At 69.5% G+C, this 25,201-nt stretch carries 25 protein-coding genes; 7 read left to right on the top strand and 18 right to left on the bottom strand.

Annotation, left to right across the window (positions count from 1 at the left end):
• Positions 1–82 precede the first annotated feature (82 nt).
• Both ACIBG8_RS04560 and ACIBG8_RS04555 read right to left on the bottom strand, forming a co-directional pair.
• On the bottom strand, positions 83–1,837 hold the full coding sequence (locus ACIBG8_RS04560) for a sulfatase (protein ID WP_397341107.1): 1,755 nt from the start codon (positions 1,835–1,837) through the stop codon (positions 83–85).
• Positions 1,834–2,391, bottom strand: coding sequence for a PadR family transcriptional regulator (locus ACIBG8_RS04555; RefSeq protein WP_397341106.1), 558 nt, complete (start codon positions 2,389–2,391; stop codon positions 1,834–1,836). The genes ACIBG8_RS04560 and ACIBG8_RS04555 overlap by 4 nt, the downstream gene beginning before the upstream one ends.
• Positions 2,392–2,447: 56 nt before the next feature.
• On the opposite strand from ACIBG8_RS04555, the gene ACIBG8_RS04550 reads away from it, so the two are divergent.
• Entirely contained in the window at positions 2,448–3,380 is a 933-nt protein-coding gene (locus ACIBG8_RS04550; RefSeq protein WP_397341105.1) for a formylglycine-generating enzyme family protein, read from the top strand.
• Here ACIBG8_RS04550 and ACIBG8_RS04545 read toward each other — a convergent pair.
• From ACIBG8_RS04545 to ACIBG8_RS04530, 4 genes are all read right to left on the bottom strand, one after another.
• Positions 3,358–4,131, bottom strand: coding sequence for an enoyl-CoA hydratase-related protein (locus ACIBG8_RS04545; RefSeq protein WP_397341104.1), 774 nt, complete (start codon positions 4,129–4,131; stop codon positions 3,358–3,360). The genes ACIBG8_RS04550 and ACIBG8_RS04545 overlap by 23 nt on opposite strands.
• Positions 4,132–4,141: 10 nt before the next feature.
• Entirely contained in the window at positions 4,142–5,371 is a 1,230-nt protein-coding gene (locus ACIBG8_RS04540) for a hypothetical protein (protein ID WP_397341103.1), read from the bottom strand.
• Positions 5,368–6,915, bottom strand: coding sequence for an amino acid adenylation domain-containing protein (locus ACIBG8_RS04535; RefSeq protein ID WP_397341102.1), 1,548 nt, complete (start codon positions 6,913–6,915; stop codon positions 5,368–5,370). Before ACIBG8_RS04535 ends, ACIBG8_RS04540 begins: the two co-directional genes overlap by 4 nt.
• Before the next feature lie 183 nt (positions 6,916–7,098).
• Positions 7,099–8,139, bottom strand: a complete 1,041-nt coding sequence (locus ACIBG8_RS04530) for a LacI family DNA-binding transcriptional regulator (protein WP_397341101.1) — start codon at positions 8,137–8,139, stop codon at positions 7,099–7,101.
• Positions 8,140–8,231: 92 nt separating this feature from the next.
• On the opposite strand from ACIBG8_RS04530, the gene ACIBG8_RS04525 reads away from it, so the two are divergent.
• The 5 genes from ACIBG8_RS04525 to ACIBG8_RS04505 are packed head-to-tail and all read left to right on the top strand — an operon-like array spanning position 8,232 to position 13,172.
• Positions 8,232–9,455, top strand: a complete 1,224-nt coding sequence (locus ACIBG8_RS04525; RefSeq protein WP_397341100.1) for an extracellular solute-binding protein — start codon at positions 8,232–8,234, stop codon at positions 9,453–9,455.
• 4 nt (positions 9,456–9,459) lie between these two features.
• Positions 9,460–10,332 (top strand): carbohydrate ABC transporter permease, encoded by an 873-nt coding sequence (locus ACIBG8_RS04520; protein WP_397341099.1) that lies wholly within the window; start codon positions 9,460–9,462, stop codon positions 10,330–10,332.
• Positions 10,329–11,126 (top strand): carbohydrate ABC transporter permease, encoded by a 798-nt coding sequence (locus ACIBG8_RS04515; protein ID WP_397341098.1) that lies wholly within the window; start codon positions 10,329–10,331, stop codon positions 11,124–11,126. The genes ACIBG8_RS04520 and ACIBG8_RS04515 overlap by 4 nt, the downstream gene beginning before the upstream one ends.
• A gap of 9 nt (positions 11,127–11,135) precedes the next feature.
• A complete protein-coding gene (locus ACIBG8_RS04510; RefSeq protein WP_397341097.1) occupies positions 11,136–12,794 on the top strand; it encodes an amylo-alpha-1,6-glucosidase in 1,659 nt (552 codons plus the stop codon).
• A 36-nt stretch (positions 12,795–12,830) separates the two neighbouring features.
• Positions 12,831–13,172, top strand: coding sequence for a hypothetical protein (locus ACIBG8_RS04505; RefSeq protein ID WP_397341096.1), 342 nt, complete (start codon positions 12,831–12,833; stop codon positions 13,170–13,172).
• A 54-nt stretch (positions 13,173–13,226) separates the two neighbouring features.
• Here ACIBG8_RS04505 and ACIBG8_RS04500 read toward each other — a convergent pair whose 3' ends face one another.
• From ACIBG8_RS04500 to ACIBG8_RS04480, 5 genes are all read right to left on the bottom strand, one after another.
• On the bottom strand, positions 13,227–14,951 hold the full coding sequence (locus tag ACIBG8_RS04500) for a ricin-type beta-trefoil lectin domain protein (protein WP_397341095.1): 1,725 nt from the start codon (positions 14,949–14,951) through the stop codon (positions 13,227–13,229).
• Positions 14,952–14,973: 22 nt separating this feature from the next.
• On the bottom strand, positions 14,974–16,410 hold the full coding sequence (locus ACIBG8_RS04495; protein WP_397341094.1) for a lectin: 1,437 nt from the start codon (positions 16,408–16,410) through the stop codon (positions 14,974–14,976).
• Positions 16,411–16,769: 359 nt separating this feature from the next.
• Positions 16,770–17,588: an SAM-dependent methyltransferase gene (locus ACIBG8_RS04490; protein ID WP_397341093.1), complete on the bottom strand. Its 819-nt coding sequence runs from the start codon at positions 17,586–17,588 to the stop codon at positions 16,770–16,772.
• A 252-nt stretch (positions 17,589–17,840) separates the two neighbouring features.
• Positions 17,841–18,425: a hypothetical protein gene (locus ACIBG8_RS04485; RefSeq protein WP_397341092.1), complete on the bottom strand. Its 585-nt coding sequence runs from the start codon at positions 18,423–18,425 to the stop codon at positions 17,841–17,843.
• Positions 18,422–18,910, bottom strand: a complete 489-nt coding sequence (locus tag ACIBG8_RS04480; RefSeq protein WP_397341091.1) for a sigma-70 family RNA polymerase sigma factor — start codon at positions 18,908–18,910, stop codon at positions 18,422–18,424. The genes ACIBG8_RS04485 and ACIBG8_RS04480 overlap by 4 nt, the downstream gene beginning before the upstream one ends.
• A 125-nt stretch (positions 18,911–19,035) precedes the next feature.
• On the opposite strand from ACIBG8_RS04480, the gene ACIBG8_RS04475 reads away from it, so the two are divergent.
• On the top strand, positions 19,036–19,875 hold the full coding sequence (locus ACIBG8_RS04475; RefSeq protein ID WP_397341090.1) for a hypothetical protein: 840 nt from the start codon (positions 19,036–19,038) through the stop codon (positions 19,873–19,875).
• Between the two features lie 405 nt (positions 19,876–20,280).
• Here ACIBG8_RS04475 and ACIBG8_RS04470 read toward each other — a convergent pair whose 3' ends face one another.
• From ACIBG8_RS04470 to ACIBG8_RS04440, 7 genes are all read right to left on the bottom strand, one after another.
• Positions 20,281–21,606, bottom strand: coding sequence for a serine hydrolase domain-containing protein (locus tag ACIBG8_RS04470; protein ID WP_397341089.1), 1,326 nt, complete (start codon positions 21,604–21,606; stop codon positions 20,281–20,283).
• 8 nt (positions 21,607–21,614) lie between these two features.
• A complete protein-coding gene (locus tag ACIBG8_RS04465; RefSeq protein ID WP_397341087.1) occupies positions 21,615–22,016 on the bottom strand; it encodes a hypothetical protein in 402 nt (133 codons plus the stop codon).
• A gap of 9 nt (positions 22,017–22,025) precedes the next feature.
• Complete coding sequence (locus ACIBG8_RS04460) at positions 22,026–22,772, bottom strand: ABC transporter permease (protein WP_397341086.1); 747 nt, start codon at positions 22,770–22,772, stop codon at positions 22,026–22,028.
• Positions 22,773–22,781: 9 nt separating this feature from the next.
• The gene (locus ACIBG8_RS04455; protein ID WP_397341085.1) at positions 22,782–23,549 is read right to left on the bottom strand and encodes an ABC transporter ATP-binding protein; all 768 of its coding nucleotides are present in this window, start codon (positions 23,547–23,549) and stop codon (positions 22,782–22,784) included.
• Positions 23,550–23,622: 73 nt separating this feature from the next.
• Entirely contained in the window at positions 23,623–24,417 is a 795-nt protein-coding gene (locus ACIBG8_RS04450; RefSeq protein ID WP_397341084.1) for an alpha/beta fold hydrolase, read from the bottom strand.
• Positions 24,414–24,797: a DUF1048 domain-containing protein gene (locus tag ACIBG8_RS04445; RefSeq protein WP_397341083.1), complete on the bottom strand. Its 384-nt coding sequence runs from the start codon at positions 24,795–24,797 to the stop codon at positions 24,414–24,416. Before ACIBG8_RS04445 ends, ACIBG8_RS04450 begins: the two co-directional genes overlap by 4 nt.
• A 2-nt stretch (positions 24,798–24,799) precedes the next feature.
• The gene (locus tag ACIBG8_RS04440; RefSeq protein ID WP_397341082.1) at positions 24,800–25,129 is read right to left on the bottom strand and encodes a PadR family transcriptional regulator; all 330 of its coding nucleotides are present in this window, start codon (positions 25,127–25,129) and stop codon (positions 24,800–24,802) included.
• Positions 25,130–25,201: the final 72 nt, after the last annotated feature.

Raw genomic sequence — 25,201 nt, 5'->3', positions numbered from 1 at the left:
ACGCGCCATCTCTTTTCTTGACCGGAGGGGGAAGGTGTCGCCGGTGACGAGGGGGCAACCTCGTCACCGGCTCCGGCTGGCCTCAGAGCTCGGCGAGCTCCTCGGCGATCAGGCGGAGCTGGGGGGTGGGGAGCATGCCCCCGGCCATGGCGGCCAGGTCGATCAGCGGCGTGGCGCCGAGCATCTGGAGCAGCTCGGAGTCGACGACCCCCGGCACGTGCCGGCGCAGCACCTCGACCGCGACGGGATCGGACAGCAGCGCCGCGACGGGGGTACGCAGCGAGAAGCGGCCCTCGGGGTAGTCACCTGGCTTGGGCAGCGGTTCGCCAGCGGCGACGGCGATCTCCCGCTGCGCCCTGACCAGCAGGTGCTCCTCGGTGACCGGCCCCTCGTACGGCAGGCCGAGCCGTTCGAACTGGCTCCGCGGGCTGTCGCACTCCCGCATGAGGCCCACGAGCAGTTCGGCCATGCGCAGCTCGGCGGCGTCGTCGACCAGTGGTGATTCCTGCTCGGGGTCGGTCTCCAGGTCGAACAGGAGCGTCCCGTGCCGGTGGGGGTTGAAGAAGGTGCGCCCCTCGACCCTGATGGTCCGTACGCCCTTGGTGAAGGAGAACGGCTCGGCCAGCTCGATGTCGGCCAGCTCCTGCGGGGAGAAGCGGCCGCGCATGTGCGTGGGCATCAGCGTGTGCTCGTGCAGCGGGGCGTTCGCCGCCGAGACGGGCGCCCGCATGTAGACGTAGCGGCCGTCGGTGACGTTGACGTGGCCACCGAACATCCCGAACAGCCCGGCCTCACGGGAGTCGTCGGACATCAGCGGGATGCCCTGCATGTCCCCCGGCCTGTCCACGCCGAAGAACTCCAGCAGCGTCGGCGCCAGGTCGATGGTCTGCACCAGCGCCTCGCGCCGCTCCCCCGCGACGCCCGCGCGCGGGTCCCAGGCGAACAGCGGTAGGTGGACCAGCTCGTTGTACCAGGGCTGCACGCTCTTGCCCCACCAGCCCTTCTCCCCCAGCAGCAGGCCGTGGTCCGTACAGACGATCAGCAGCGTGTCGTCCCACAGGCCGTGCTCGTCCATCGCGTCGAGCACCCGGCCCAGCGAGTGGTCGCACATCGACAGCAGCGCGGCGTACTCGAACCGGGCGTGCTCCACCTGCGGGGCGGTCTCCACCACCCGCTTGTAGTCGGGCCAGTCGAAGTGCGGGCCGTCGTAGTCGTGCGGGTAGAGGTCCTTGAAACGCTTGTGGCTGAAGAACGGCTCGTGCGGGTCGAACGTCTCGATCTGCACGAACCAGCCGTCCGCCTCCCGGTTGGTGCGGATGAACTCCAGCCCCGCGTCGAAGGTGAGCGTCTGCGGATGCCTGTCCTCGGTCGCCATGTGCGCCCGGTTCACCCAGTCCTGCCGGTAGATGCCGAAGCGCTGCCGCTTCAGGTCCTCGGGCATCTCCGGATCGGCGACCTGGCCCTTCCACGGGTCGCCCTCCTGGCCGCGGAAGAACTCCCAGGTGTTGTAGCGGCCGTGGTAGGTCGCGCCGCCGTCCTCCCAGTAGTGCGGATGGTCGCTGACCAGGTGGGTGTAGACGCCGCTCTGCTTGAGGATCTCCGGCATGGAGTCGTCGAACGGCTCCAGCGGCCCCCAGCTGCGGTGCAGGAAGTTGTAGCGGCCGGTGTGGATCTCCCGGCGGGCCGGCATGCAGGGCATCGAACCGGCGTAGCAGTTGTCGAAGCTCACCGCCCGCTCGGCGAGCCTGGCGAAGTTGGGGGCGTGCGTCCAGTCACCTCCGTAGGGCGGCAGCAGGTGCCTGTTGAGGCTGTCGAACATCACCATGATCGCTTTCATCGGTCCTCCAGTCGCGCCAGTGTGCTCTCCAGCCACTCGATCCACTGGTCCATCGCGCCGGCCCCCAGCTCGTGCATCCGGTCGAAGATCTCCTGCGCCATCGCCTCGTCCACCTCGGGGATCGGGTCCTCGAAGTGGAGCGTGCGCGGCCGGTTGCGGTTGCGGGCCACCTGCGCGCGGCGGTAGTCGAGTTCGGTACGCACCAGCGCGATCGCCGCCTCCCTGTCGAGGGCGGTGGCGAAGCCGAACCGGGTCAGGAAGTCGGCGTCCTGGAACCTGCTCGGCGGGTCGTACGGCGAGCGCACCCAGGCGAGGAGCTCCTCACGGCCGAGCGGGGTCAGCCGGTAGACCTTGGCGTCGGGGCGGCCCTCGCGCGGGTCCACCTCGAACTCCACCCAGCCGTCGGCGACCATCCGGCCGAGCAGCCGGTAGATCTGGCTGTGGTGGGCGCGCGAACGCACGAACTGGCCCTCGACCTCCAGCCACTTGCGCAGGTCGTAGCCGCTGTAGGGACGGAAGGACAGCAGGGCGAGCAGGACGTACTCGAACTTCACCGAAGAGCTCCTATGTGCATCAGCACTTATGTGAGTAGATTCATATACTGCTGCCCATGACACCGTCAACGGCCTGTTGCGCTCCGTCCACCGCGCCGACGGCTTCCTGGCCTGCCGCGATCGTCCCGGCGGCCGTGCCTCCGGAGCACGACGACGTGGCGTTGCCCGGCGGGGAGTTCCTGATGGGCGACCCGTTCGACGAGGGCTATCCCGCCGACGGGGAGACGCCCGTGCATGCCGTACGGCTGTCGCCGTTCCGTATGGACGCGACGGCGGTGACCGTGGAGCAGTTCGACGCCTTCGTCACCGCCACGGGCCATGTCACCGAGGCGGAGGGGGCGGGCGTCTCGTCGGTCTTCCACGCCGCCGTGGCCGCCGGGCGGTCCGACGTGGTGGACGTGGACCCGGCAGCGCCGTGGTGGGTGCGGGTGCGCGGGGCGGACTGGCGCCATCCCTATGGCCCGCTGTCGGAGGTCGAGCCCGGCCATCCCGTCGTCCACGTGTCCTGGCACGACGCGCAGGCGTACTGCCAGTGGGCAGGCAGGCGGCTGCCCACCGAGGCCGAACGGGAGTACGCCGCCCGCGGCGGCCTGCCGGGCCGCCGGTTCGCCTGGGGGGACTCGCTGATCCCGGACGGGGCGTGGGTGTGCAACATCTGGCAGGGCCACTTCCCCGTGCACAACTCCGCCGAGGACGGCTGGCTGGCCACCGCCCCCGTGCGCACCTACCCGCCGAACGGGTTCGGCCTGTACGAGGTGGCGGGCAACGTGTGGGAGTGGTGCGCCGACTGGTTCTCCCCCACCTTCTACGCGCACTCGCCCCTCCTGGACCCGCGCGGCCCGTCCTCTGGCGAGCGCCGGGTGATCAGAGGCGGCTCCTACCTGTGCCACGAGTCGTACTGCCACCGCTACCGCGTGGCGGCCCGCTCGTCCAACACCCCCGGCTCCACCAGCGGCAACTGCGGATTCAGAACCGCCCTTGATCGTTGAAGGACGGGGTGCGCTTCTCCAGGAAGGCGCGCATGCCCTCCGACTGGTCCGGACCGGCGAAGAGCGCGTGGAAGGCGCGGCGCTCGAAGAGCACGCCCTCGCGCAGGGACGTCTCGTCCGCCCGGTTGACCGCCTCCCGGGCGGCCACCGTCGCCGGTTTGCTGAACGAGGCGATCGTGGTGGCGATCCGCGTCGCCTCCTCCAGCAGGCCGTCGGCGGGGACGATCCGGGAGACCAGGCCCGCGCTTTCCGCCTCCGCGGCGCCGAGCGTGCGTCCGGTGAGGATCAGGTCCATGGCCTTGGCCCGTCCGATCAGCCGGGTGAGGCGCTGGGTGCCGCCGATGCCCGGGATCACCCCGAGCCTGATCTCCGGCTGCCCGAACACCGCGGTGTCGGCGGCGAGGATGACGTCGCACATCATCGCGAGCTCGCAGCCGCCACCCAGCGCCGCCCCAGCGACCGCGGCGACCTTCGGGGTGCGCAGCGCGGCGAACTCCTCCCATCCCGCGAAGTAGTCCTCCTCTGCCAGGTCGGTAGCGGACCTGACGACCATCTCCCGGATGTCGGCCCCGGCGCAGAAGGCCCGGTCGGAGCCGGTGATCAGGAAGCAGCCGATACCCGGGTCGCGGTCCAGCGGGCGCAGCGCGCCCACGAGGTCGTCCATCAGCTCGGTGGTCAGCGCGTTCAGCACCTCGGGCCGGTGCAGGCGCGCGATGACGACGCGGCCGTCCCTCTCGATCTTCAGGTTCATCGTCGTCTCCTCAGGAGTCCCAGATCGCGCCGTAGGCGGGGATGCCGCGGCGCTCCATGCCGTGCACGACCTGCCAGGTGAGCTTCTTGTTCGAGATGCAGATGACGGCCTCGGCGCCGAACTCGGCGTACGCCGCGTAGGCCAGCTGCACCATGTCGGGCTTGCCGTTCTCCGCGGTGTCCCAGAGGACCGCGTCCGGCTGCACGGCCAGGATCTCGTCGACGAGCGCGTCGCCGTAGGTGTCCCGGTGCCGCCGCGCCGACCACACCAGCCGGGACGGGACCTTCTCGGCCAGCAGATGGGGCAGGCACGGCCCGATGCCGCTGCCGGTGGCCACGTACACCACCTTGGTGAACAGCGTCTCGATGTTGGCCACGCCGGCGGTCGTGATGCCCTTGACCCACAGGTGCGAGGGCGGGTCGTCGATGAAGGAACCGGTCCAGTCGCCCGCCCGCGAGATCGTGAGCCGGAACCCCGACCGCCCCGGCGCCGGGACGTTGGCGAACGAGTGCCACTCCAGCATCGGGTTGCGGCTCACCGCCGTCGAGGAGCCCGCGAACGGCGTGACACCGTGGTCGAAGTGCACCAGCGCCACGTGTGGCGACGGCCGCTCGATGACCACCGGCACGCGCCGCAGCCGCAGCCAGGGCAGCGCGATGCTGACGGTGATCGCGGCCAGGATCCACACGCTGGGCGCCGTCACCGGGTTCCGCTCGACCAGCACCGTCTGGATCCAGAAGAGCACCAGCACGGTCCAGCCGCCGAACCGGTGCGTGCGTTCGAAGAGGTCGTGGAACCTGGACCGCAGCGGAGGAAGCGCCGTGACGATCATGCAGGCGAGCAGCACCACGAGCACGTAGGAGACCGCGCCGCCCAGGTCGAGGGCCATCGCGAGGAACCAGAGCGTCCCCGCCAGCGCCCCGCCGATGTGCAGGCCGCCGAAGTGGTAGACCTTGGCCAGCGCCCACCGGACCCGCAGCGGCCACGTGGTGGGCGGCCGGGTGGCGAGCCAGAAGAGCAGGTTGACGACGTACTGCTGGCGGACGATGACGGCCAGCGCGAAGTTCCCCAGCGCGGCGTGGGACATGGCACGGGGATCCGGGCCAGGCCCGTACGCGAGCACGCCCAGGTTGACCGCGAGCACGAGAGCGGCGAGCCGGTTGTAGTGCATGAGACGCGGATGCTTGAGCGCGCGGCGCGGCAGGGCCATCAACCCGGAAAGATCGGAGACCGCCGTCACGACGCCACCTCCGCGATCGCCAGGCGGAGCAGGGCCTCCTTGTCGATCTTCCCTCGCTGCGTCCTTGGGAGCGCTCCCATCATGTACACGGCCGATGGCACGCAGTAATAGGGGAGCGCGGCGGCCACCGCCCTCCGGGCCACCTCCTGCTCCAGGTGCGCCCCGGCGACGAACGACACCAGGGTCCGGTCGTCGAGCTTGAGCGTCACCGCGCGGCTGCAGCCGGGCAGCGCTTCGAGGACGGCGGAAACCGAGTCCAGCTCGACCCGGAACCCGCGGATCTTGACCTGGTCGTCGGTCCGCCCCAGGTGTTCCAGCTCCCCGTCGGGCGTCCACCGGCCCAGATCCCGCGTCCTGAACATCAGCCTGCCCCCGCCGAGGAACGGATCCGGCGCGTACCTCTGCCCGGTCAGCTCGGTGTTGCCCGCGTATCCCGCGGACACGCCCTCGCCACCCGCCCACATCTCGCCGGTCTCACCGATCGCGCACGGCCGCCCGTGCTCGTCGAGCACGTACACGGTGTTGTTGGGCGTGGGCCGGCCTATGGTGAGCCGGATCGCCGCCGGGTCGTGGCGCTGCATCGTGTTGACGATGGTCGTCTCGGTCGGTCCGCACGCGTTGTAGAAGGTGCCCACGGCCGCCCACCGGTCGGCGAGCGCGCGCGGGCACGGCTCTCCTGCCACGGCAGCGACCCGTATCCGGCGGCAGCGCCCGGGATCGACCGACGCCAGGATCGTCGGGGTGGCGATGACCACCTCGACGTCCCGCACGGTCTCGGCGATGTCCTTGCCCCGGACGACCAGCGTCGCGCCGTGCGCGAGGGCGCCGAGGATCTCCCAGGCGGCCATGTCGAACCCGATGTTGAGTATCTGCCCGACCCGCGTTCCCGGTCGCATGCCGAGGCCTCCCGGCTCGGTGAGCAGGACGTTGCAGACGTTGCGATGGGTGACGACGACCCCGTTGGGCCTGCCGGTCGTGCCCGAGGTGAACAGCACGTAGCAGGCCTCGGCGGGTTCCACGCGGGCGAACGCGTCCTGGCCGCCCTCCCGCATGACGGCGTCGATGGCGACGCACATCTGCCCGGCGCCCGCCGGGATGCGCTCCCGCACGTCCGACAGCGTGAGGATCATCCGCGTCGCGGCCGTGGCGATCACGTGGCGGAGATGCTCGTCCGGGGCGATGTCCACGTCCTGCGGCACGTAGGCCGCGCCCGCCTTCAGCGCGGCCAGCAGCCCGACCACCATGGGGATCCCGCGCCGGACGAACAACCCGACGTTGTCCCCCGGCCGGACGCCGTGCCGTACGAGCAGGGCGGCCAGCAGGTTCGCCTGGCGGTCGAGCTGCCGGTAGGAGATGCGCTCGCCGAGATGCTCCACGGCGACGCCGTCGGGGTTGGACGCGGCCCACGCCTCGAAAGCGCGGTGGATGTGCCGATGGGGAACCGTCCGGTGCGGGCCCTGCCCGAACAGCTGGAAGAGGCGGCGATCCTCGGGTGAAAGCCGGTCCAGCAGCGGTGTCGACCACGGTGGGCTCAGGTACCTCAAGTCCGTTTCCTTCGCAGGGGGGACAGGAGGTCTCATGACAACAAATGATTGAGAATTGAACAATCCCCAGGCGTCACCGGGACGTCGTCCCGTCACCGCCGCCCCAGGCGAGTCCAGCCAGGCAGCGCGCTCTTTCCGACACGTCGGGGCGTGGCCCGCGCGTGGCCGCGGGCCGTGAAAGTTTCACGGCGCTTCGATGCGAATCGGTTCGACATCCCGCCTGGCGGGACCCGTCGTGTTGCGGAGGGAGATCGGCGGGGCGACCAGCAGATGGCGGTGGGCGGTCGAGGGGTCGGCGATGCGCTGGATGAGCAGCTCCACGGCGCGCGCACCCATGTCGTCGGCGGGAACGTCGGCGGCGGTGAGCGGCGGATGCAGGTTCTCGGCCCAGTGCTGGGCGGCGACCCCGGCGATGGAGAAGTCCCTGGGTACGGCCAGCCCCGCGTCGGCCAGCGCCCGGTACATGCCCGGCACGGCTGCCTCGTTGATCGTGGCAATGGCGGTCAGCCGCGGATGCTCGCCGAGGAGCCCCCGCACGCAGCTCTGCCCTGCCTGGGCGTCGTCGGCGCAGCAGACCCGCACCCCGGTGAGTCCGCGTTCGGCGACGGCCCGGTCGAAGCCCGCCTGCGCGCGATGGCCTGGCCCGTAGCCGGAGGCGACCAGCTCGGGGTTGCGGTTGACCAGCGCCAGGTGCCGATGGCCCAGGTCGGCCAGGTGGTGGACGCACTTCGCGATGAGCGTCTCGTAGTCGACGTCCACCCAGGACATGCCCTCGGGGTCGCGGGTGCGCCCTATGCCGACGAAGGGCAGGTCGCCGCCCAGCAGCCGGGCGACCCGGTCGTCCTCCAGCCTGATCTCCATGAGGATGACCCCGTCGACGCGGCGGCCGGTGACCACGCGCTCGAAGGAGCGGTCGTGCTCGCCGCCCGAGGGTGACAGCAGGACGTCGAGGTCGGCGCGGGCGGCCGCGTCGACCACGCTGGCCACGAAGCCGAGCTGCATGTCGGTCAGCCTGCTGCTGGCGGGCGGGATGACCAGGCCGATCGTCCGGGTGCGGCCCTCCTTGAGCGCCCTGGCCGCGGCGTTGGGCCGGTAGCCGAGCTCGTCGATCACCGTCTGGATGCGGTGCCTGGTCGCCTCGGACACCGGGCGCTTGCCGGTGAGCGCGTAGGAGACGGTGCTCCGCGACACTCCCGCCCGCTTGGCGATCTCTCCGATGTTCACCCGTGTCCCGTCCGTTCGCGGAGCCATTGACGTTCACCGTACAGCAGCTTTATGTTCGGTCGAACCGATTCGACTCAGCGTGGAGGTCGCTCATGAGATCAGCGGCAGGAGCGGGTCTGGCGGTTCTGGCCGCCATGGGCGGGCTGGCCGCCTGCTCGTCGTCCCCCACCCCCAGTGCTTCCGGCAGTACGGCTTTCGCGATCTGGGACCCCTACCCCCAGTACGACAGGTCCTCGGAGTGGGTGAAGCTGCTGGACAAGTGCGGCGGCGACGCCGGGGTCAAGGTCGAGCGCACCGGCTACGACACCAGCGACCTGACGAACAAGGCCCTGCTGGCCGCCCAGCAGGCCCACTCCCCCGACGTGCTGATCGTGGACAATCCGGTGGTCTCCACGCTGGCCGAGGCCGGGGTGCTCACCACCAGCGCGGAGAACAAGCTCGACGTCTCGGCGATCGCGCCGAACCTCCTGGCCGCCGGACAGAGCGGCGGCAAGACCTACGGCGTTCCGATTGGCGCCAACACCCTGGCCCTCTACTACAACAAGGCGGTGCTCAAGGCCGCGGGGGTCGACATCGCCTCGGTCAAGGACTGGGCCTCGCTCACGGCGGCGCTGGAGAAGGTCAAGGCGGCGGGCAAGAAGGGCATCACGTTCTCGGCGATCGGCACCGAGGAGGGCAGCTTCCAGTTCCTGCCGTGGTTCTGGGGCTCGGGCGCGAACCTGACCAAGCTCGACTCGCCCGAGGGCGTCTCGGCCGTGGAACTGTGGACCGGCTGGCTCAAGAAGGGCTACGCGCCGAACTCCGTCATCAACAACACCCAGACGACGAGCTGGCAGGAGTTCGCCGCCGGCGACTACGCCTTCGCGGAGAACGGCACGTGGCAGCTGGCCAACGCCGAGAAGGCCGGCTTCGACTACGGCATCATCCCGGTTCCCGGCAAGGCGGGCGGGAACGCGCCAGCACCCACCGGCGGCGAGTTCGTCAGCATCCCGGTGCAGTCCGACACCGGCCGCTATGCCACCTCGCAGAAGCTGGTGACCTGCCTGACCAGTACGGACAACTCGCTGACCACGACCACCACCCTGTCCTACATCGCGCCCACGGAGGCGGTGCAGGCCAAGCAGGTGGCGGCCACCCCCGGCCTGAAGGTGTGGGTGGACGCGGTCAAGGCCGCCAAGGGGCGGACCAGCGACGACCTGGGCACCAAGTACCCGAAGATCTCCGAGCCGATGTGGGGCGCGGTGCAGGCGGCGCTGAGCGGGTCGAAGTCGCCGCAGGAGGCGATGGCGGCCGCGCAGTCGGCGGCGGGCCAGTGAGCGCATGAACCGATCCGCGCGTGGGGCGGCCTGGGCGTTTCTCGCCCCGGTCGTCCTGTATCTCCTGGTGTTCTACGCCTATCCGCTGTACCGCAACGTCGAGTTGAGCCTGCGCGACTACACCGTGCGCTCCTTCGTCCAGGGGGACGCGCCGTTCGCCGGGTTCGGCAACTACGCCAAGGTGTTCGCGGACGCGACCTTCTGGCCCGCGCTGTGGCACACCGTGGTGTTCACCCTGGTATCGCTGGCCTTCCAGTTCACGATCGGGCTCGCGCTGGCGGTGTTCTTCCAGCGGAACTTCCGGCTGTCGGCCATCCTCAGGGCCCTGTTCCTGGTGCCGTGGCTGCTGCCGCTCATCGTGTCCGCCTCGACGTGGTCATGGATGCTCAACAGCGACTCCGGCGTGGTCAACACCGCCCTGTCGTGGTTCGGCGGCACCCCGGTGAACTGGCTGACCTCGCCGGACTGGGCGCTGTGGTCGGTGGTCATCGCCAACATCTGGATCGGCGTCCCGTTCAACCTCGTGGTGCTCTACTCCGGGCTCCAGGCGATCTCGCCGGACGTCTACGAGGCCGCCGCGATCGACGGCGCGAACGGCAGGCAGCGGTTCTGGAAGGTGACCTTCCCGCTGCTGCGCCCGGTGTCGGCGATCACCCTGCTGCTCGGCCTGGTCTACACGCTGAAGGTGTTCGACATCGTCTGGATCATGACGAAGGGCGGCCCGAGCGGCGCCTCCACCACCTTCGCCACCTGGTCGTACCGGCTGGGGTTCGGCAACCTCGTGCCCGCCTTCGGGCCGGGCGCCGCCGTCGGCAACCTTCTCATCGTGACGGCCCTGGTGTTCGGGCTCATCTACATCAGGAGGACCCGGTCATGAAGACCGCGATCGGTGTGCTGCTGACCGCGATCATGCTCTTCCCGGTCTACTGGATGATCAACGTGTCGTTCACCCGCGACCAGGACATGCGCAAGAGCCCGCCGAACTGGTTCCCGGTCGACGGCACCCTCGACGGCTACCGGCGGGTGCTGGACGAGCAGCTTCCCTACCTGGGTGTGAGCCTGCTCGTCGGGCTCGGCACCGTGGCGCTCACCCTGCTGGTCGCGGCGCCGGCCGCCTACTCGCTGGCCAAGCTGCGCCCGCGTGGCGGTGGCGCGCTGAGCTTCGTGCTGCTCATCGCGCAGATGATCCCCGGGATCATCATGGCGATGGGCTTCTACGCCATCTTCCTGTCCGCCGGCGTGCTCAACTCCGTGCCCGGCCTCATCGTGGCCGACTCCACGCTCGCCGTGCCGTTCGCCGTGCTCATCCTGACGGCCTTCATGTCCGGCATCCCCGAGGAGCTCCTCCAGGCCGCCCGCACCGACGGCGCCGGGGTGGTGCGCACCTTCGTCTCGATCGTGCTGCCGGTCAGCCGCAACGCGCTCATCACCGTGTCGCTGTTCGCGTTCCTGTGGGCGTGGTCGGACTTCATCTTCGCCGGCACCCTCGACCAGGGCGGCGAGCACCAGCCCATCACGCTCGGCATCTACCACTACATCGGCAACAACAACCAGGAGTGGAACGCCATCATGGCCACCGCCGTGGTCGCCTCCATCCCGGCCACGATCCTCCTCGTCGTCGCCCAGCGCTATGTCGCCGCGGGCGTCACGGCCGGCGCCGTCAAGGACTGAAAGGACTCCATGTTCTCCCTGCGCGACATCCCGTTCAGCTACTCCGGATCGTGGTTCTGCTTCTCGCCCGTGGTGGCGGAGAAGAGGTACGCCGAGGACGTGCACCTGGTCTCCCACCAGAACGGCATGCACGCGATCCTGCGGCTGGTCCCGGCCGCCGGGAGCATCGTGACGGCCACGCCGTACCAGCTGACCTGGAGCGGCGACGGCGGGCGGATCGATCTCGCCTACGAGAGCGCCGACACCGTGCGGGTGCGCGGGCGCGGCCTCGGGCTCCGCCTGCTGGCCGCCGACCCGGTGCTGACGCCGTTCAGCGGGCCGTACTTCTACCAGGACCCCGTCGACGGGTCGTCCGTCTTCACCGTCTACCAGACCGGGCGCCGCTACCGGATCACCGTCCTCGACGGACGGAGCGAGCAGCTCGGCGCGCAGGCCCTGGGGGCGGCGGAACGCGGTGTCGTGCTGAGCGGCGACTGGGAGATCGCCGTCGAGGAGTACGAGACGGCCCGCGCCCCCTACGCGAGCGAGGCGGTCTTCGAGCAGGTGGTCAAGGCGGCGCGGGCGGAGTTCGACGCGTTCGTCGCGGCGGTCGCGCCCTGGCGCAGCGATCGCACGCCCGCTGCCGAGCTGGCCGCGTACGTGCTGTGGTCGGCCACGGTACGGCCGGCCGGGTTCGTCACGCGGCCCGCCGTACTGATGTCCAAGCACTGGATGGACAAGGTGTGGAGCTGGGATCACTGCTTCAACGCCATCGCCCTCGCCGGCGGGCTGCCCGAGCTGGCCTGGGACCAGTTCCTGCTGCCCTTCGACCACCAGGACCCCGCTGGCGCGCTGCCCGACTCGGTGACCCACTCCGAGATCCTCTACAACTTCGTCAAGCCGCCCATCCACGGCTGGGCCCTGGGTCACCTGCCCCCGGCTGCGGACCCCGAGCGGACCTACCGGCTGCTGGAGCGCTGGACCCGCTTCTGGCTCGAATCCAGGCGCGCCCCGGGACGCGGGCTGCCGCACTACCAGCACGGCAACGACAGCGGCTGGGACAACGCCACCACCTTCGACCACGAGCGGGTCGTCGAGACCGCCGACCTGGCCGCCTTCCTCGTCCTGCAGATGCGCACGCTGGCCCGCCTGACCGGCGAACCCGCGGTGGCCGCGGAGTGGACGGCGCGGGCCGACGGGTTGCTGGAGGACCTCCTCGCCGAGCTGTGGGACGGCGACAGGTTCGTGGCCCGCGGGGCGCGCTCCGGGCAGGCCCGGAGCAGCTCCAGCCTGCTCGACCTCCTGCCGATCGTGCTGGGCGAGGAGCTGCCGCAGCCGGTCCGCGCGACCCTCGCCGCCCGGATCGAGCAGCACCTGACGGAGTTCGGGCCCGCCACCGAGCTGCCGTCCTCCGAGCACTACCAGGACGACGGCTACTGGCGCGGCCCCATCTGGGCGCCGTCGACCATCCTCATCGAGGACGGGCTGCGGCGGGCGGGTCACCCGGAGCTGGCCGACGAGATCAGCGCCAGGTTCCGCGCGCTGTGCGAGAGGTCGGGCTTCGCGGAGAACTTCGACGCGCGCACCGGTGAGGGGCTGCGCGACCGCGCCTACACCTGGACGGCCAGCGCCTACCTCATCCTCGCCGCCGCGCACGAACAACGATGTTTCCCGCCTCACGTCTGCTGATCACTTGGCGGACACACGCGTCGCCCGCGATGGATCTTGGAGCGCTTTGGGAGCGCTCCCAAAGATCTAGGAGAAGCAGATGAGTCAGCTCAACGTGCTCCTCGCGGGCGTCCTGCTCGCCGTACCCGCCGTCAGCACCCCATCCGGTTCCGCTACGACCTGCCGGTCGACCTGCTCAACCGGGCGCCCGCCGGGCAGAGCTTCACCTTCGGCCTGCAGGCGGGCAGCCACTCGGCCACGCGGAACCGTCCTACGGTGTGGTGGGCGCGGGTGGAGCTGGGCTCGACCAACGGGGTCGTCACGCTGCGGACGACCACGAACGACAGCGCGGGCGGGTCGGTGACCCAGCTCGTCAAGCGCGCCTACGCGCTGCGCTGAACCGAGGCGGCGGGGCAGCGCGGCGCTGCCCCGCCGTACGGTCTGATCAGAGCGTCAGCTTCTCGTCCATTTCTGGCTGGTGGTGCCGGTGCAGGACCAGAGCTGTGCCTTGGTTCCGTTCGCGGTCCCGAAGTTGCTCGCCTCCACGCAAAGGCCGGACTGCACGCCGGTGATGGTGCCGTCGGCGTTGAGGTTCCACTGCTGGTTGGTCTGGCCGTTGCAGTCCCAGATGATCACGGGGGTGCCGTTGGTGGTGCCCTGGTTGCCGGCGTCCAGGCACTTGTTCCCGTACACCTGGAGCTGCTTGGACGCGGTGAGGGTCCACTGCTGGTTGCCGCCGCTGTGGCAGTCCCAGAGCTGGAGCTGGGTGCCGTTGGCGGTGCTCGCGTTCGGCACGTCCAGGCAGCGCCCGGCGTTCACGTTGCGCACCACCGACGTCGACCCGCCGGGACCCGGGTCGGACGGCGGCAGGAGCGTGATGGTGAAGGCGTCGTCGACACCGGTGTGCGGCAGGTTGACCGTCGTGCTGTTGCCGGACAGGGTCACGACGGAGTTCTGTACGGTGACCGGCCCCTGGACGGCGCCGCCGCCGTTGTAGGGGATGCGCTCGGCGACGACTCGCACCTGGTTGTTCTGCACGATGCCGCTCACGGTGTCCAGCCGCCGCAGGCCGACGGCGATGTTGCCGGTCGTGGAACCGCCGCCGACCAGGACCTTGGCGTTCCCCGTCGCCTTGGTGGCGAAAGCGTCGTACGCGGCGCTGGGCGTGACGGACACGATCTGGCCGGTCTGCGAGCCGTAGAAGCGGTAGGCCCACCACTCGCCCTTCGGCTGGTACTGACCGGCCGCGTCGCGGACGAGCAGGTTGGCGAGGTCGTTGTGCAGGTTCCCGCCGCCCGCCCAGTTGGCGCGCAGGCCGTCGGCTCCTGCCCTTTCCAGGCGGGCGATGTACCAGGCGCCGTCGCCGGGGTTCTGCTCGCCGGCCGCGCCGTACTCGTTGATCTGGTACGGGCGCGGGTGCGGGATGCCGCGGGAGTCGAGGGTGCTGTTGGCGGTGGCGACGTTGGCGACGGGATCGCCGGGCAGGGAGTGCCAGCTCACGATGTCCGGGACCACGTTGTTGGCTTTGGCGTAGTCGAGGAACTGGGTCCAGAACCCGCCGGTGGACGGCGTGCAGGCGCAACTGGGGCCGACGATCAGCTGGGAGGGGAAGGCGGCGCGGACGCGCTGGTAGGTGCGCTTCCACAGCTCGAGGTACTGGGAGATCGGGCGGTTCCAGAAGATGGTGATGTTGGGCTCGTTCCACAGGTCCCACTGGACAGGAGCGCCCGTCGCCCGGACGTCGTTGATCACGCGGGTCAGGAAGGCGTCCCAGTCGGTCCAGTTGCCGTTGTCGCCGGGGAAGCGGGTGATGGGATAGCCGTCCGCACCCCACAGGTCGTGGACGAGCAGGACGAACTCCCCGCCCAGTGACCGGGTACGCAGCAGCTGGGCGCGGGTGGCGTTCCACCTTCTGTCGTACTTGCCCGACACCCAGCCGCCTGGGCTGTCGAGCTGGGCCCCTCCGGCGCGCATGGAGCGGAACTTCACATCGGTGAGAAAGTGGTCGGGCGGGCCTGAGGCGTTCTCGGTCATCCCGTAGATCCACCCGGAGGCCCGGTAGGCCGGCGCCCCTCCGCCCGCGGAGAAGTCGACGCTGATGGACTGGTCCGCCGCCTGGGCAGGCGTGGCGAACGTCAGGACGAGTACGGCGGCCGCGAGGGCGGCTTTCCATCTCATTGGGAGCACTCCTAACGTGGGGTCAGCGGTAGCCCGCTGAGACGATGTCGGCCTGCACCGCGTTCTCTGTCGCGTCGGACGGGTAGCCCGCGACCATGGCGCCCTCGTAGAAGGTCCCCGCGCTGAGGTTGGCGCCGCCGTCCGGCTTGCAGCAGTCGCCGCCGCTGCCCAGGACGATGGCGCCCTGCTTCCTCATCGGGCTGTATCCCGGCGGAAGGGAGCCGTCGTAGAGGGTGTACAGGCCGCCGGACTGCGCGTCGCTGCCCTTGATCGCGAAGCGGGACGTCCCGTTGTTCTTGAGCGTCGCGGTGACGAACCTGCCGGTGAACGGCCGCTGGTTCGGGTTCCACGCCTGGCTGCCCCCGGGGAACAGCCCCCACTCCAGGTCCGCCTGGACCCAGGGGCCGGTTCCCGAGCAGCCGCCGAACCAGCACTGCCTGCTGAAGTTGATCGCGTCCATCGCCCCGGCGGCGTCGGCCTTGCGTGTCGTCTCGCTGTTGCCGTAGTCGAAGCAGCAGCCGCTGTTGACGTGGGTGCCGCTGGTCACCATGTACATGCCCTCGGGCGCCGAGCCGGTCGGCACGCCCGTCAGGTGACCGTCCCGCCAGTAGCTGTTGCCCGGGTTGATGTACAGCGAGTAGGCCTTGGCGCCGCCGACCGTCAGCGACTCGGACGTCGCGGTCGCGGGCTTGCTCTGGGGTGAGCCCGGGACCACGCCCGATCCCTGGTACCACAGGTCGTTCCCCCGCCCCGACTGGTCGTAGACGACGGTGACGACGCAGGAGGTGCCGGCGCAGAACGCGTCCTGGGTCGCGGCGTTGGCTGGGCCGCCCGCCGCCAGGACGGCGACGTTCCTGGTCGTGCTGTCGGAGGAGCGCCTGACCTGGTACAGGTTGCCGCTGTAGGAGCTGTAGAGCGCGCGGACCGTGCTGTGCGCTGCCACGCACGGCGTGCCACCCGAGGCGTAGATGTCGCAGGGGCGTCCTCCGGGCGGAGGCGTGGTGGTCGTGCTCCACTTCTGGTTGGGCTGCCCGTGGCAGGTCCACAGGATGACGGCGCTGCCGTTGGCCGTTCCGGCGTGGTTGACGTCCAGGCACAGGCCGGACTGCGTGCCGGTGATGGAGCCGTCGGGGTTCTGCCGCCACTTCTGGTTGGCCTGGCCGTTGCACGCCCAGATGACCACCTGGGTCCCTGGCGAGGTCTGGTTGCCGTAGGCGTCCACGCAGCGCGTGCCGCCGAACGTGCGCAGCTCACCTGCGGCGGTGAACTCGAACGCCTGGTTGGCCGCGCCGGTGCAGTCCCAGATCTGCAGCGTCGTGCCCAGGGCGTCGACGTTGCCCCGCACGTCCAGGCAGCGCCCGGAGGCGGCGCTCACCAGCGGTGCGGCTGTGGCGGCCGACGCGGGGGTGGTCCAGATCAGTACGGTCGCCAGTGCCGCGAGCCATCGGGCAAGGGACATCGTTCTCCTCCTGGCGCGGGCATGACGGAAGCCCGCAGTCGAATCGATGAGGAAGCCGGAAGCACACGCTCCCGCCGCTCACCACCCACACCGGCCGGAGGAGGTCACCTTTCGCGACTCAGTGTGGAAACCTCGACGTAACATGTCAAGACTCTCAGCGAATCGATTCGACGCCGCAGATCAGAAGGGGGCCCTTGACGGAGCTCCCCGCGTCGTATTAGCTCCGCTGCAACACCACCACCCAGCCTCCGACGGAAAGGCCACTGGATTCGACACCGAATGTTAGCGTTAACACCTTTGGACCCTCCCCGCCTTGTGCGGGACGCCCTCGCCATTGGCGTCCCGCACATCCGGCCTGGTCAGGGCTTGACGGCGAGGCCACCGTACGCCCAGGCATGACCACCGCCCGGGATCGCGCCCTGCCCCTCGTCCTCCGGCCGCCAGTGCACCACCTCGACGACACCGGGCTCGACCAGCCGCCACCCCTCGTAGAACCGCTCCACCTCGGCGTGCGTCCTGGGCACCATGGGCGCGCTGCTCCTGTCGTAGGGCTTGGTGAACTCCTCCTTGCTCACCTGGGGGGCGAAGTCGAGCGTGATGTGCGACAGCAGCAGGTGGCTGCCCGCCGGGACCGCCGCCTTGAACTGCTCCACCAACCCGTAGCACCCCTCCTCGTCGGAGACGAAGTGCAGGACGCCGGCCATGACGATGGCCACGGGCCGGTCGAAGTCGATCACCTTCCGAACCTCGGGGTCGAGGAGGATCGTGTCCGGCTGCCGGAGGTCTGCCTCGATCACCGTCGTCATGCCCGTCGGGCTGCCGCTCAGGAGGGCGCGGCCGTGCACCAGGACGATCGGATCGTTGTCCACGTAGACCACCCGGGCGTCGGGGTTGACCTGCTGCGCGATCTCGTGGGTGTTGCCCTGGGTGGGGATGCCCGTGCCGATGTCGAGGAACTGGTCGATCCCGGCCTCGGCGGCGAGGTGGTGCACGGCGCGGCGGAGGAAGGCGCGGTGGGCCTGAACACCTTCGCGCGTGCCGGGCGAGACCTTCACGAGCTGCTCGGCCGCCTCCCGGTCGGCCGCGTAGTTGTCCTTGCCGCCCAGCAGGTAGTCGTAGATCCGGGCGGGGTGCGCGATCTTGGTGTTGATGCGGCGTAACAATCCGTCCGCTGTCATTTCTGTTCTCATCTCTTCGACGTTTCGTGGAATGCCCGAACCGATTCGACTCGGAGCCGTGAAAGTTTCATCCGGGCGGGCTGTGCGGTTCGCGTCTTGGGGGCTTCGCCACCATCACCACCTCAGCTCTCCGCCTGGAGGGTGCGCCGCCGACAGCCTAGATGTTAACGCTCACAGAGAAAACCGGGTTGGAGTGATTCTTGAGAAACGCCAGGCGCTCGTGGCCAGCATCGCCCGCCGCGAGCGCCGTTTCTATCTGGGGAGCTCGGTGCTGCACTCGAGGGTGTCGCCGTTGCGGGCCAGGCCGAAGGTCGCGCCCAGCTTGCTGGGGTCGTCCGGCTTGTAGTCGGGTGTCCTGATCCCTCCGATGAACGTCGTGCCCTCGGGCATGGCCGCCGGGTCGATGGTCATCACGATCCGGCCGTTCTCATCCTTGGTGTCGGACATGACCTTCTCGAAGCCCGGCACGTCGACCGGCGAGCTGCAGAACTCGTTGACCCGGATGTCGGCCGGGATGCCCGCCTGGGCCAGGGCGTTCTGCAGGGTCTTCGGGTCGAGGGTCTGCTCCTTGGTGAGCTTGACGGTGACCGTACCGTCGGGATTGCTGTCGACGGAGAACGCGGCGAGCTGGACGTGCACGCCCGCTGGAGGCGCGTTGACCTGCGGGCCGCCGGTCGCCAGGACGAGCGCCAGACCACCGGTCACGGCGGTCGCCGCCACGATCGCTGTGATCTTGTAGCGGCGGCGCGCCCGTCCCGCTGCGACGATCCGCTCGACGGGGGTGTGCATGTGCACGCCCTCCATGGACTCCTTCATCGTGTCGAAGACGTCGTTCACGCTGGGCCCTCCTGGGTGATGGCGGTGGCCAGGTCGGCGCGCAGGGTGGCGACGGCCCGTGCCAGGTGTGCGGTGACGGTGCCTGGAGCGATTCCGAGCGTCCTGGCGGTGGCCTCGGTGTCCAGATCGAGGAAGACCCGCAGCGCCACCACCTCCCGCTGCCGCCTGGGCAGACGCCGGACCGCCGCCAGCAGCGCGGGGTCGACGCCCTGGGCTGGCTGGTGTGCCGCGGCGTCATGGCCTGCCAGGGCGACCTCGCGGCGGCGTCTGCGCCACCAGGAGACGCGGGTGTTGAACGCGGTGCGCACGATCCAGGCCCGCGGCGCGGGATGCGCCCGCACCTTGCGCCAGGCGCCCCACGCCTGGGCGTAGGCCTCGGCTACCAGGTCCTCGGCCAGCGTCGGGTCTCCGGTGCCGACGAGTACGGCGCGCAGGCACGCGTCCCGGCTGGTCCGGTAGAACTCCTCGAATTCCAGTTGCTCCACACCCTTTACACGCGTGGGAGCGCCGTCACGCTTACTCGTCACCGTACAGTGACCGATGATCACTGACAGTTATCCAGGGGGTAGTGATGACACTCAGGCTACGCGCCACGGTTGCTGGAGGCGCTTTGAGCCTCATCCTGCTGTTCCAGCCCCTGGCGGCGGCGGCCGACGGCGAGCCGCGAGCCGAGGGGTGCCGGGCGTTCGGTCCCGGCGACGGGCTGGGATTGGTGTACGAGGGCACCGCCTACTACCGCCCGGCCGAGGGCGGCTCCTTCACCCTGCTCGGCAATCTGCCGGGCAATGTCCGCTTCGGCTTCACCGGACGCTCCTACTGCTTCCGGATCGGCGAGATCCAGACCAGTCGCTTCCAGCACCCGCCGCTGGAAGCCGACCTGAAGCAGCCGCCCGAGCAACCGGGCGCGACCTGGAGCCAGGCCGAGCAGGGCGAGGAGGCGACCTTCACCCAGCTGACCGACAGCGCGGGCACCATCATCTGGGTACGGACAACGGTCCGGCCGGTCAGCATGCCGCCGGATTTGGCCGCCGCCTGCCAACCGCTGGGCGTACGCCCGGGTCTGGGACTGGTCGCGAGCGGCGCGCGGACCTACACCCGCTCCTTCGTGGACCAGAAGGTCAAGCGCGACTATTACATCTTCACCCCCGCCTCCTCAGCCGAGCAGCGCTGCTACGAGATCGGCGACACCTACAAAGGCAGCTTCATCACCGAAGACGACGGCAGTTACGTCGGCGCGCACGACCTCAAGAGCGACGTGATCGGCCGGGAGCGGTCCTTCACCGCCATCACCCGGGACGGCCACACCACCTGGGTGCTCAGCGACAACGTCAACCGCGCCGCCGCCTACCCGCCCGGCCGCGACCCCGCCGACGGCATCACCGTCGGAGAGTCACTCGGCAACCTCAACGGCATCGGCAACCTGAACCTCGGCCTGCCCCTCGCCCCCTGAGGGACCCGGCCATGCAGCAGAGCGCACGATCCAGCCGCGAGGAACACGAGCAGCCTGACCACATCGGGTTCCGCGAAGCTCAGCTCGCCCAGCGCGTTGACCAGGAATCCGGTGGTGAAGAACCACGCCATGAAGCCGGTCGCCAGCCCGGCGAGCGGGCTCCGTGTCCACAGCGCATATCCGGCGACAACGACCGCCATGGCGTACGGACGCCACTCCCCAGGCGGCGCGAGCGCGATCAGCGCACAAGCGCCAACAGCTACCGCGAAACCACCTGTGACCTGCAACTCCCACGACCTGCGCATGCTTCCAGCAAACCGCGAACATCAGGGGAAAGGGCCGTTCGATACGACTCCTGTACACCATCACCGCGCGTATTGATGCGTTCTTGACGCCGGAGGGGGATCAGTCGATCGACTGGTACAGCGTGGACCAGAAGTCCAGGATGGCTCGCGTGGAGTCCGGGTTGGTCGTCCCGACCTGCGTGAGCAGGATGCCGACGAGCTGCTTGTCCGGGTCTGCGTACGTCGTGGTCCCGGCTCCGCCGTCCCAGCCGAACTGCCCGATCGAGGCGTAGTCGGCCTGGTACGTGCGCACCGCCATCCCGAAGCCCCAGCCGCCGTGTTGCCCCTGGCCGAACGACATGTGCACGAACTTCTTGGCCAGGGCGGTCCTGAGCGTGGTCTCCTCAGGTGACATGCGGTTGGTCGTCATCATCTGTACGGCGGGCCGCGACAGGACGCGCCGGTTCCCGTGCATCCCGCCGTTGAGCAGCATCCGGAAGTAGGCGTGGTAGTCGTCGACGGTGGAGACCAGCCCGCCGCCTCCCGACGGGAACGCAGGAGGCTTGCTGACACGGCCGCCCACGGCCTCGTCCCACACGACGAGCTTGCCGGTCCGCGGGTCGGGAGCGTACAGGGGTGGGAGTCTGTCGATCTTCTCGGCGGGCACGTGGAAGCCGGTGTCCTTCATGCCCAGCGGTTCGAAGACGCGCTCGCGCAGGAACGTCTCGAACGGCTTGCCCGCGACCCTGGCGACCAGCACGCCGAGGACGTCGTTGCCGATGTTGTACTGCCAGTGCTCGCCTGGCTGGTAGATCAGCGGCAGCGTGCCGAGGCGGCGCATCCACTCGTCCGGCGCCAGGGTGGGGACCCCTTCCTGGGGGTAGAGCCCTCGCTCGAAGATGGCGGCGGTGATCGGAAAGGTCAGCACGGTCGGGTCGATGCCGAGGCCGAACGTGGAGGTCATCAGGTCCCGTACGGTGATCGGCCGCTGCGCGGGGACGGTGTCGTTCAGCTGGCTGTCCGGCCGCTTCAGCACCTGCCGGTCGGCGAGCTCGGGCAGCCACTGCTGCACCGGGTCGTCCAGCCGCATCAGGCACTCGTCCAGCAGGACCATCGCCGCCGCCATCGCGACCGGCTTGGTCGTGGAGGCCATGCGGAAGATCGTGTCCCGGCGCATCGGGGCGCCGCCTTCGGCGCGCATCGTCCCCATCGCCTCGACGTACGTCCTGTCGCCCTGGCCGACCAGGGCCACCAGCCCGGGGATCCTCCCGGACTCGACGTGCCGCGCCAGTACGTCGCGCACCCTGCGCATCCCCGTCTTGGAGAAGGAGGTCCCTCTCGCCTCGGCGCTTCCCGCCGCGGCCACCAGACCCCCGGCGGCCAGCGGGACGGCGCCCAACGCTCCGAGGACCGAGCGGCGGGACGGACTATCGGTGTTTTCCATCATGATCTCCTTCAGGTGAGGGCGGCGGTGATCTTGCGGATCATGTTCGTCAGGGTCGGCTTGGGCTGGCCCTGGTGGGTGCGGGCGGCGGCTTCGACGGCGACGACGACGGTGTCGCGGAAGTTGTCGGCCTCGGCCGGGGCGTGCTTCTTGAGCACGTTCATGGCCGCCGCCAGGGCGGGCAGGACGAGGTCGGCGAGCTCCGCGACCGTCTTGCCGCTCAGCTTCACGCCCTTGGGGTAGGTGGCGAGGACGTGTCCGACCAGGCCGGTCCCGGTGCCGAGGGCGAGGGAACCGTCAACGGCTGCGCGGTGGGGTCTGCCGGTGGCGTCGGCGGCGACCATCAAGCTGACGGCGCCGTAGGCGGCGGTGCGCAGGGTGGTCTTGTCCTGCTCGGAAAGGGTGATGGACATCTCGCACTCCTAGGAGATCTTGCGGCGGTAGGTGTTCATGGCGAAGCCGTACGCGACGAGCAGGAGACCGGCGCACCAGCCGAGCGCGATCCAGATGTCGGTGCCGACCGGGTGCTCGGTGAACAGGGCGCGGACGGCGTTGACGATGGAGGTCACCGGCTGGTGCTCGGCGAAGAAGCGCACCGGGCCCGGCATGGTCGCGGTGGGCACGAAGGCCGAGCTGAGGAAGGGCAGGAAGATGAGCGGGAAGGAGAACGCGCTGGCGCCGTCGGGCGTCTTGGCGGTCAGTCCGGGGATGACGGCCAGCCAGGTCAGGGCCAGGGTGAAGAGGACCAGGATTCCGGCGACCGACAGCCACGCCAGCGGGCCCGCCCCTGAGCGGAACCCCATGAGCAGGGCGACCAGCACGACGACCACGAGGGAGATCAGGTTGGCGATCAGCGAGGTCAGCACGTGCGCCCACAGGACGGACGAGCGGGCGATCGGCATGGACTGGAAACGTTCGAAGATGCCGCTCTTGATGTCGGTGAACAGCCGGAACGCGGTGTAGGCGACGCCCGAGGCGACCGTGATGAGCAGGATGCCGGGCAGCAGGTAGTTCACGTACGAGTCAGACCCGGTGTTGATCGCGCCGCCGAAGACGTAGACGAACAGGAGCATCATCGCGATCGGCATGATCGCGGTGGTGACGATGGTGTCCACGCTGCGGGTGATGTGGCGCAGGGAGCGCCCCAGCAGGACGATGGTGTCGGTCATGGGGGGTCCTTACTCGGCGCCGACGAGGGACAGGAAGACGTCCTCGAGGGTCGGCTGCTTCTCGATGTATTCGACCTTGGCGGGCGGGAGGAGTTGCTTGAGTTCGGCCAGCGTGCCGTTCACGAGGATCCGGCCCTCGTGCAGGATCGCGATCCGGTCGGCGAGCTGTTCCGCCTCGTCCAGGTATTGCGTGGTGAGCAGGACGGTCGTGCCGCGCTCGGCGAGGTCCTTGACGGTCTGCCACACCTCCAGGCGCGCCTGGGGGTCGAGGCCGGTGGTCGGCTCGTCGAGGAAGATGACCGGCGGGTCGCCGACCAGGCTCATCGCGATGTCCAGGCGGCGGCGCATGCCGCCGGAGTACGTCGACGCCTTCCGACCGCCCGCCTCCGTCAGCGAGAACCGCCTGAGCAGGTCGTCGGCGATCTGGCCGGAGCGTTTGAGGTGGCGCAGCTTGGCGACCAGGACGAGGTTCTCCCGGCCGCTGAGGATCTCGTCGACGGCGGCGAACTGCCCGGTCAGGCTGATGGACTCGCGCACGTCCCGGGGTTGGGTGGCGACGTCGAATCCGTTGACGCCCGCCGTACCCGCGTCGGCTTTGAGCAGCGTGGCGAGGACCTTCACCACGGTCGTCTTGCCCGCGCCGTTGGAGCCGAGGAGGGCGAAGATGCTGCCGCGCGCCACGTCGAAGTCCACGCCACGCAGGACATTCAGGTCTTTGTAGGACTTTTTCAGGCCTTGCACGCGGATCGCGGGCGCGCTGAACTGATGGACTGTCATACACAAGTCCGTTCTCATCGATGGTTCGTGTGAATGGCACCGCGGGAATGGACATCCGCCGACGTGCGTGGTTTCAGTGCTTGGTGCGGTCGAGGCCGGCGACCTCGCGTACGGCGTCCGCGACGGCGCGGAAGTCCTTCTTCAGGATCGAACCGTGGTTGCTGGGGACCTTCGCACTGATCTTGATGTTCGGGTTGCGTTCGACGAGCTTGGTGAGGCTGGCGCGGATGCGTTCCTGCTCGTCCCCCTTGCTGCCCAGGGACGCCCCCGACGCGACCACATACCGGGTCGGAACGGTGATGCTGTCCATGACCGGGCCCAGCACGCTCACCCGGGCGATCCTGCCCACCTCGATGTTGCTCTCGGCGATCTGCGCGGCGCTCATCCGCGGCGTCAGCCCCGTCGGCCGCAGCAGCGGCAACAACCAGCTCAACCGCTTGAACAGTTTCCTGATCCGCGCCTCGATGGCGGCGTCCAGCCAGTCGTACGGCTGCGCCCCCTCGACCAGGATCGCGCCGAAGGTCCTGCCGGGATTGCGGCTCGCCCAGTAGGCAGCGGCGAACGCCCCGTAGGACCAGCCCACCACCAGCGCCCGTTCCACTCCCCGGGCCGCGAGGACGGCGTCGATGTCCGCGACGTTCGTCTCGAACGAGTAGTCCGCGGAACGCTTCGACCTGCCGCGGGCCCGCATGTCATAGGTGATGTGCCGCCAGCTCGGCCCCAGCTCGGCGATGACCCGCCGCCAGTACCCCTGGGTGGCGGTGTGGCCGTTGAGGTACAGGATGGGGATCCCGGTACCGCCGGTGTCGGTGACGGCCAGCGCCGTGTCGTCGACCGGCAGCATGCCGGTCCAGGCGTGTGTCTTCACTCCAAAACCTCTCCTTCTCCGGCAGCGCGCTTGATGGCGCTGGTGAACCGGTTGCGCTCTCGCTTGATCCACTGCCCGAGCGGGTAGTTGGCCACGAACGCCTCCACGAACTCCATGGGGTCCTCTCCGAAGATGTCGCGGATCGGGGTTCTGTCCGCCGCTGCCCGCTCGAACAGGTCGGCCAGGTCATCCCACATCTCCGGACTGCCGTCGACCGACCCGAGATGGTTCAGATACCGCTCCAGCGCCTCGACCGCCGCGCGGTAGTCCGGGGGAAGCGCCTTGATCCGCGCCTTGTACTGCCGCCAGCGCTTCTTGTCTTCCAGCGACCCGGTGACGATCTCGACGTACTGCCGGAAGCCGCTCTTCTCATCGGTCATGACTACTTGCCTCCTTCGCGGAGCTGCTCCAGGCGTTCTGCCAGGAAGCTCCAGGTCCGCCAGAACTCCTCCAGGTGCGCGCGTCCCTGGGCGTTCAGGGAGTACACCTTGCGCGGCGGCCCCTTCTCCGACGGCACCTTCTCGACGTCGACGAAGCCGCGCTGCTCGATCCTGACGAGCAGGGCGTAGATGGTGCCCTCGGCGATCTCGGTGAAGCCCTGGTCCCTCAGCCATGCGGTGATCTCATAGCCGTAGGCGGGCTGGCCGGACAGAATCGCGAGGACGATGCCCTCCAGGGTTCCCTTGAGCATCTCCGTCACCTGCTTGCCCATGGAACACCCCCCTTCAGCTACTCAGTGATGCTTGCTACCGGTACAAAGTAACACCGACTACCGGTACTTAGC

The organism is Nonomuraea sp. NPDC050556 (assembly GCF_044457355.1).
Lineage (GTDB): Bacteria > Actinomycetota > Actinomycetes > Streptosporangiales > Streptosporangiaceae > Nonomuraea.
Note: the sequence above shows the minus strand (reverse complement) of the source record. Positions and strands in the feature narration are given on the sequence as shown.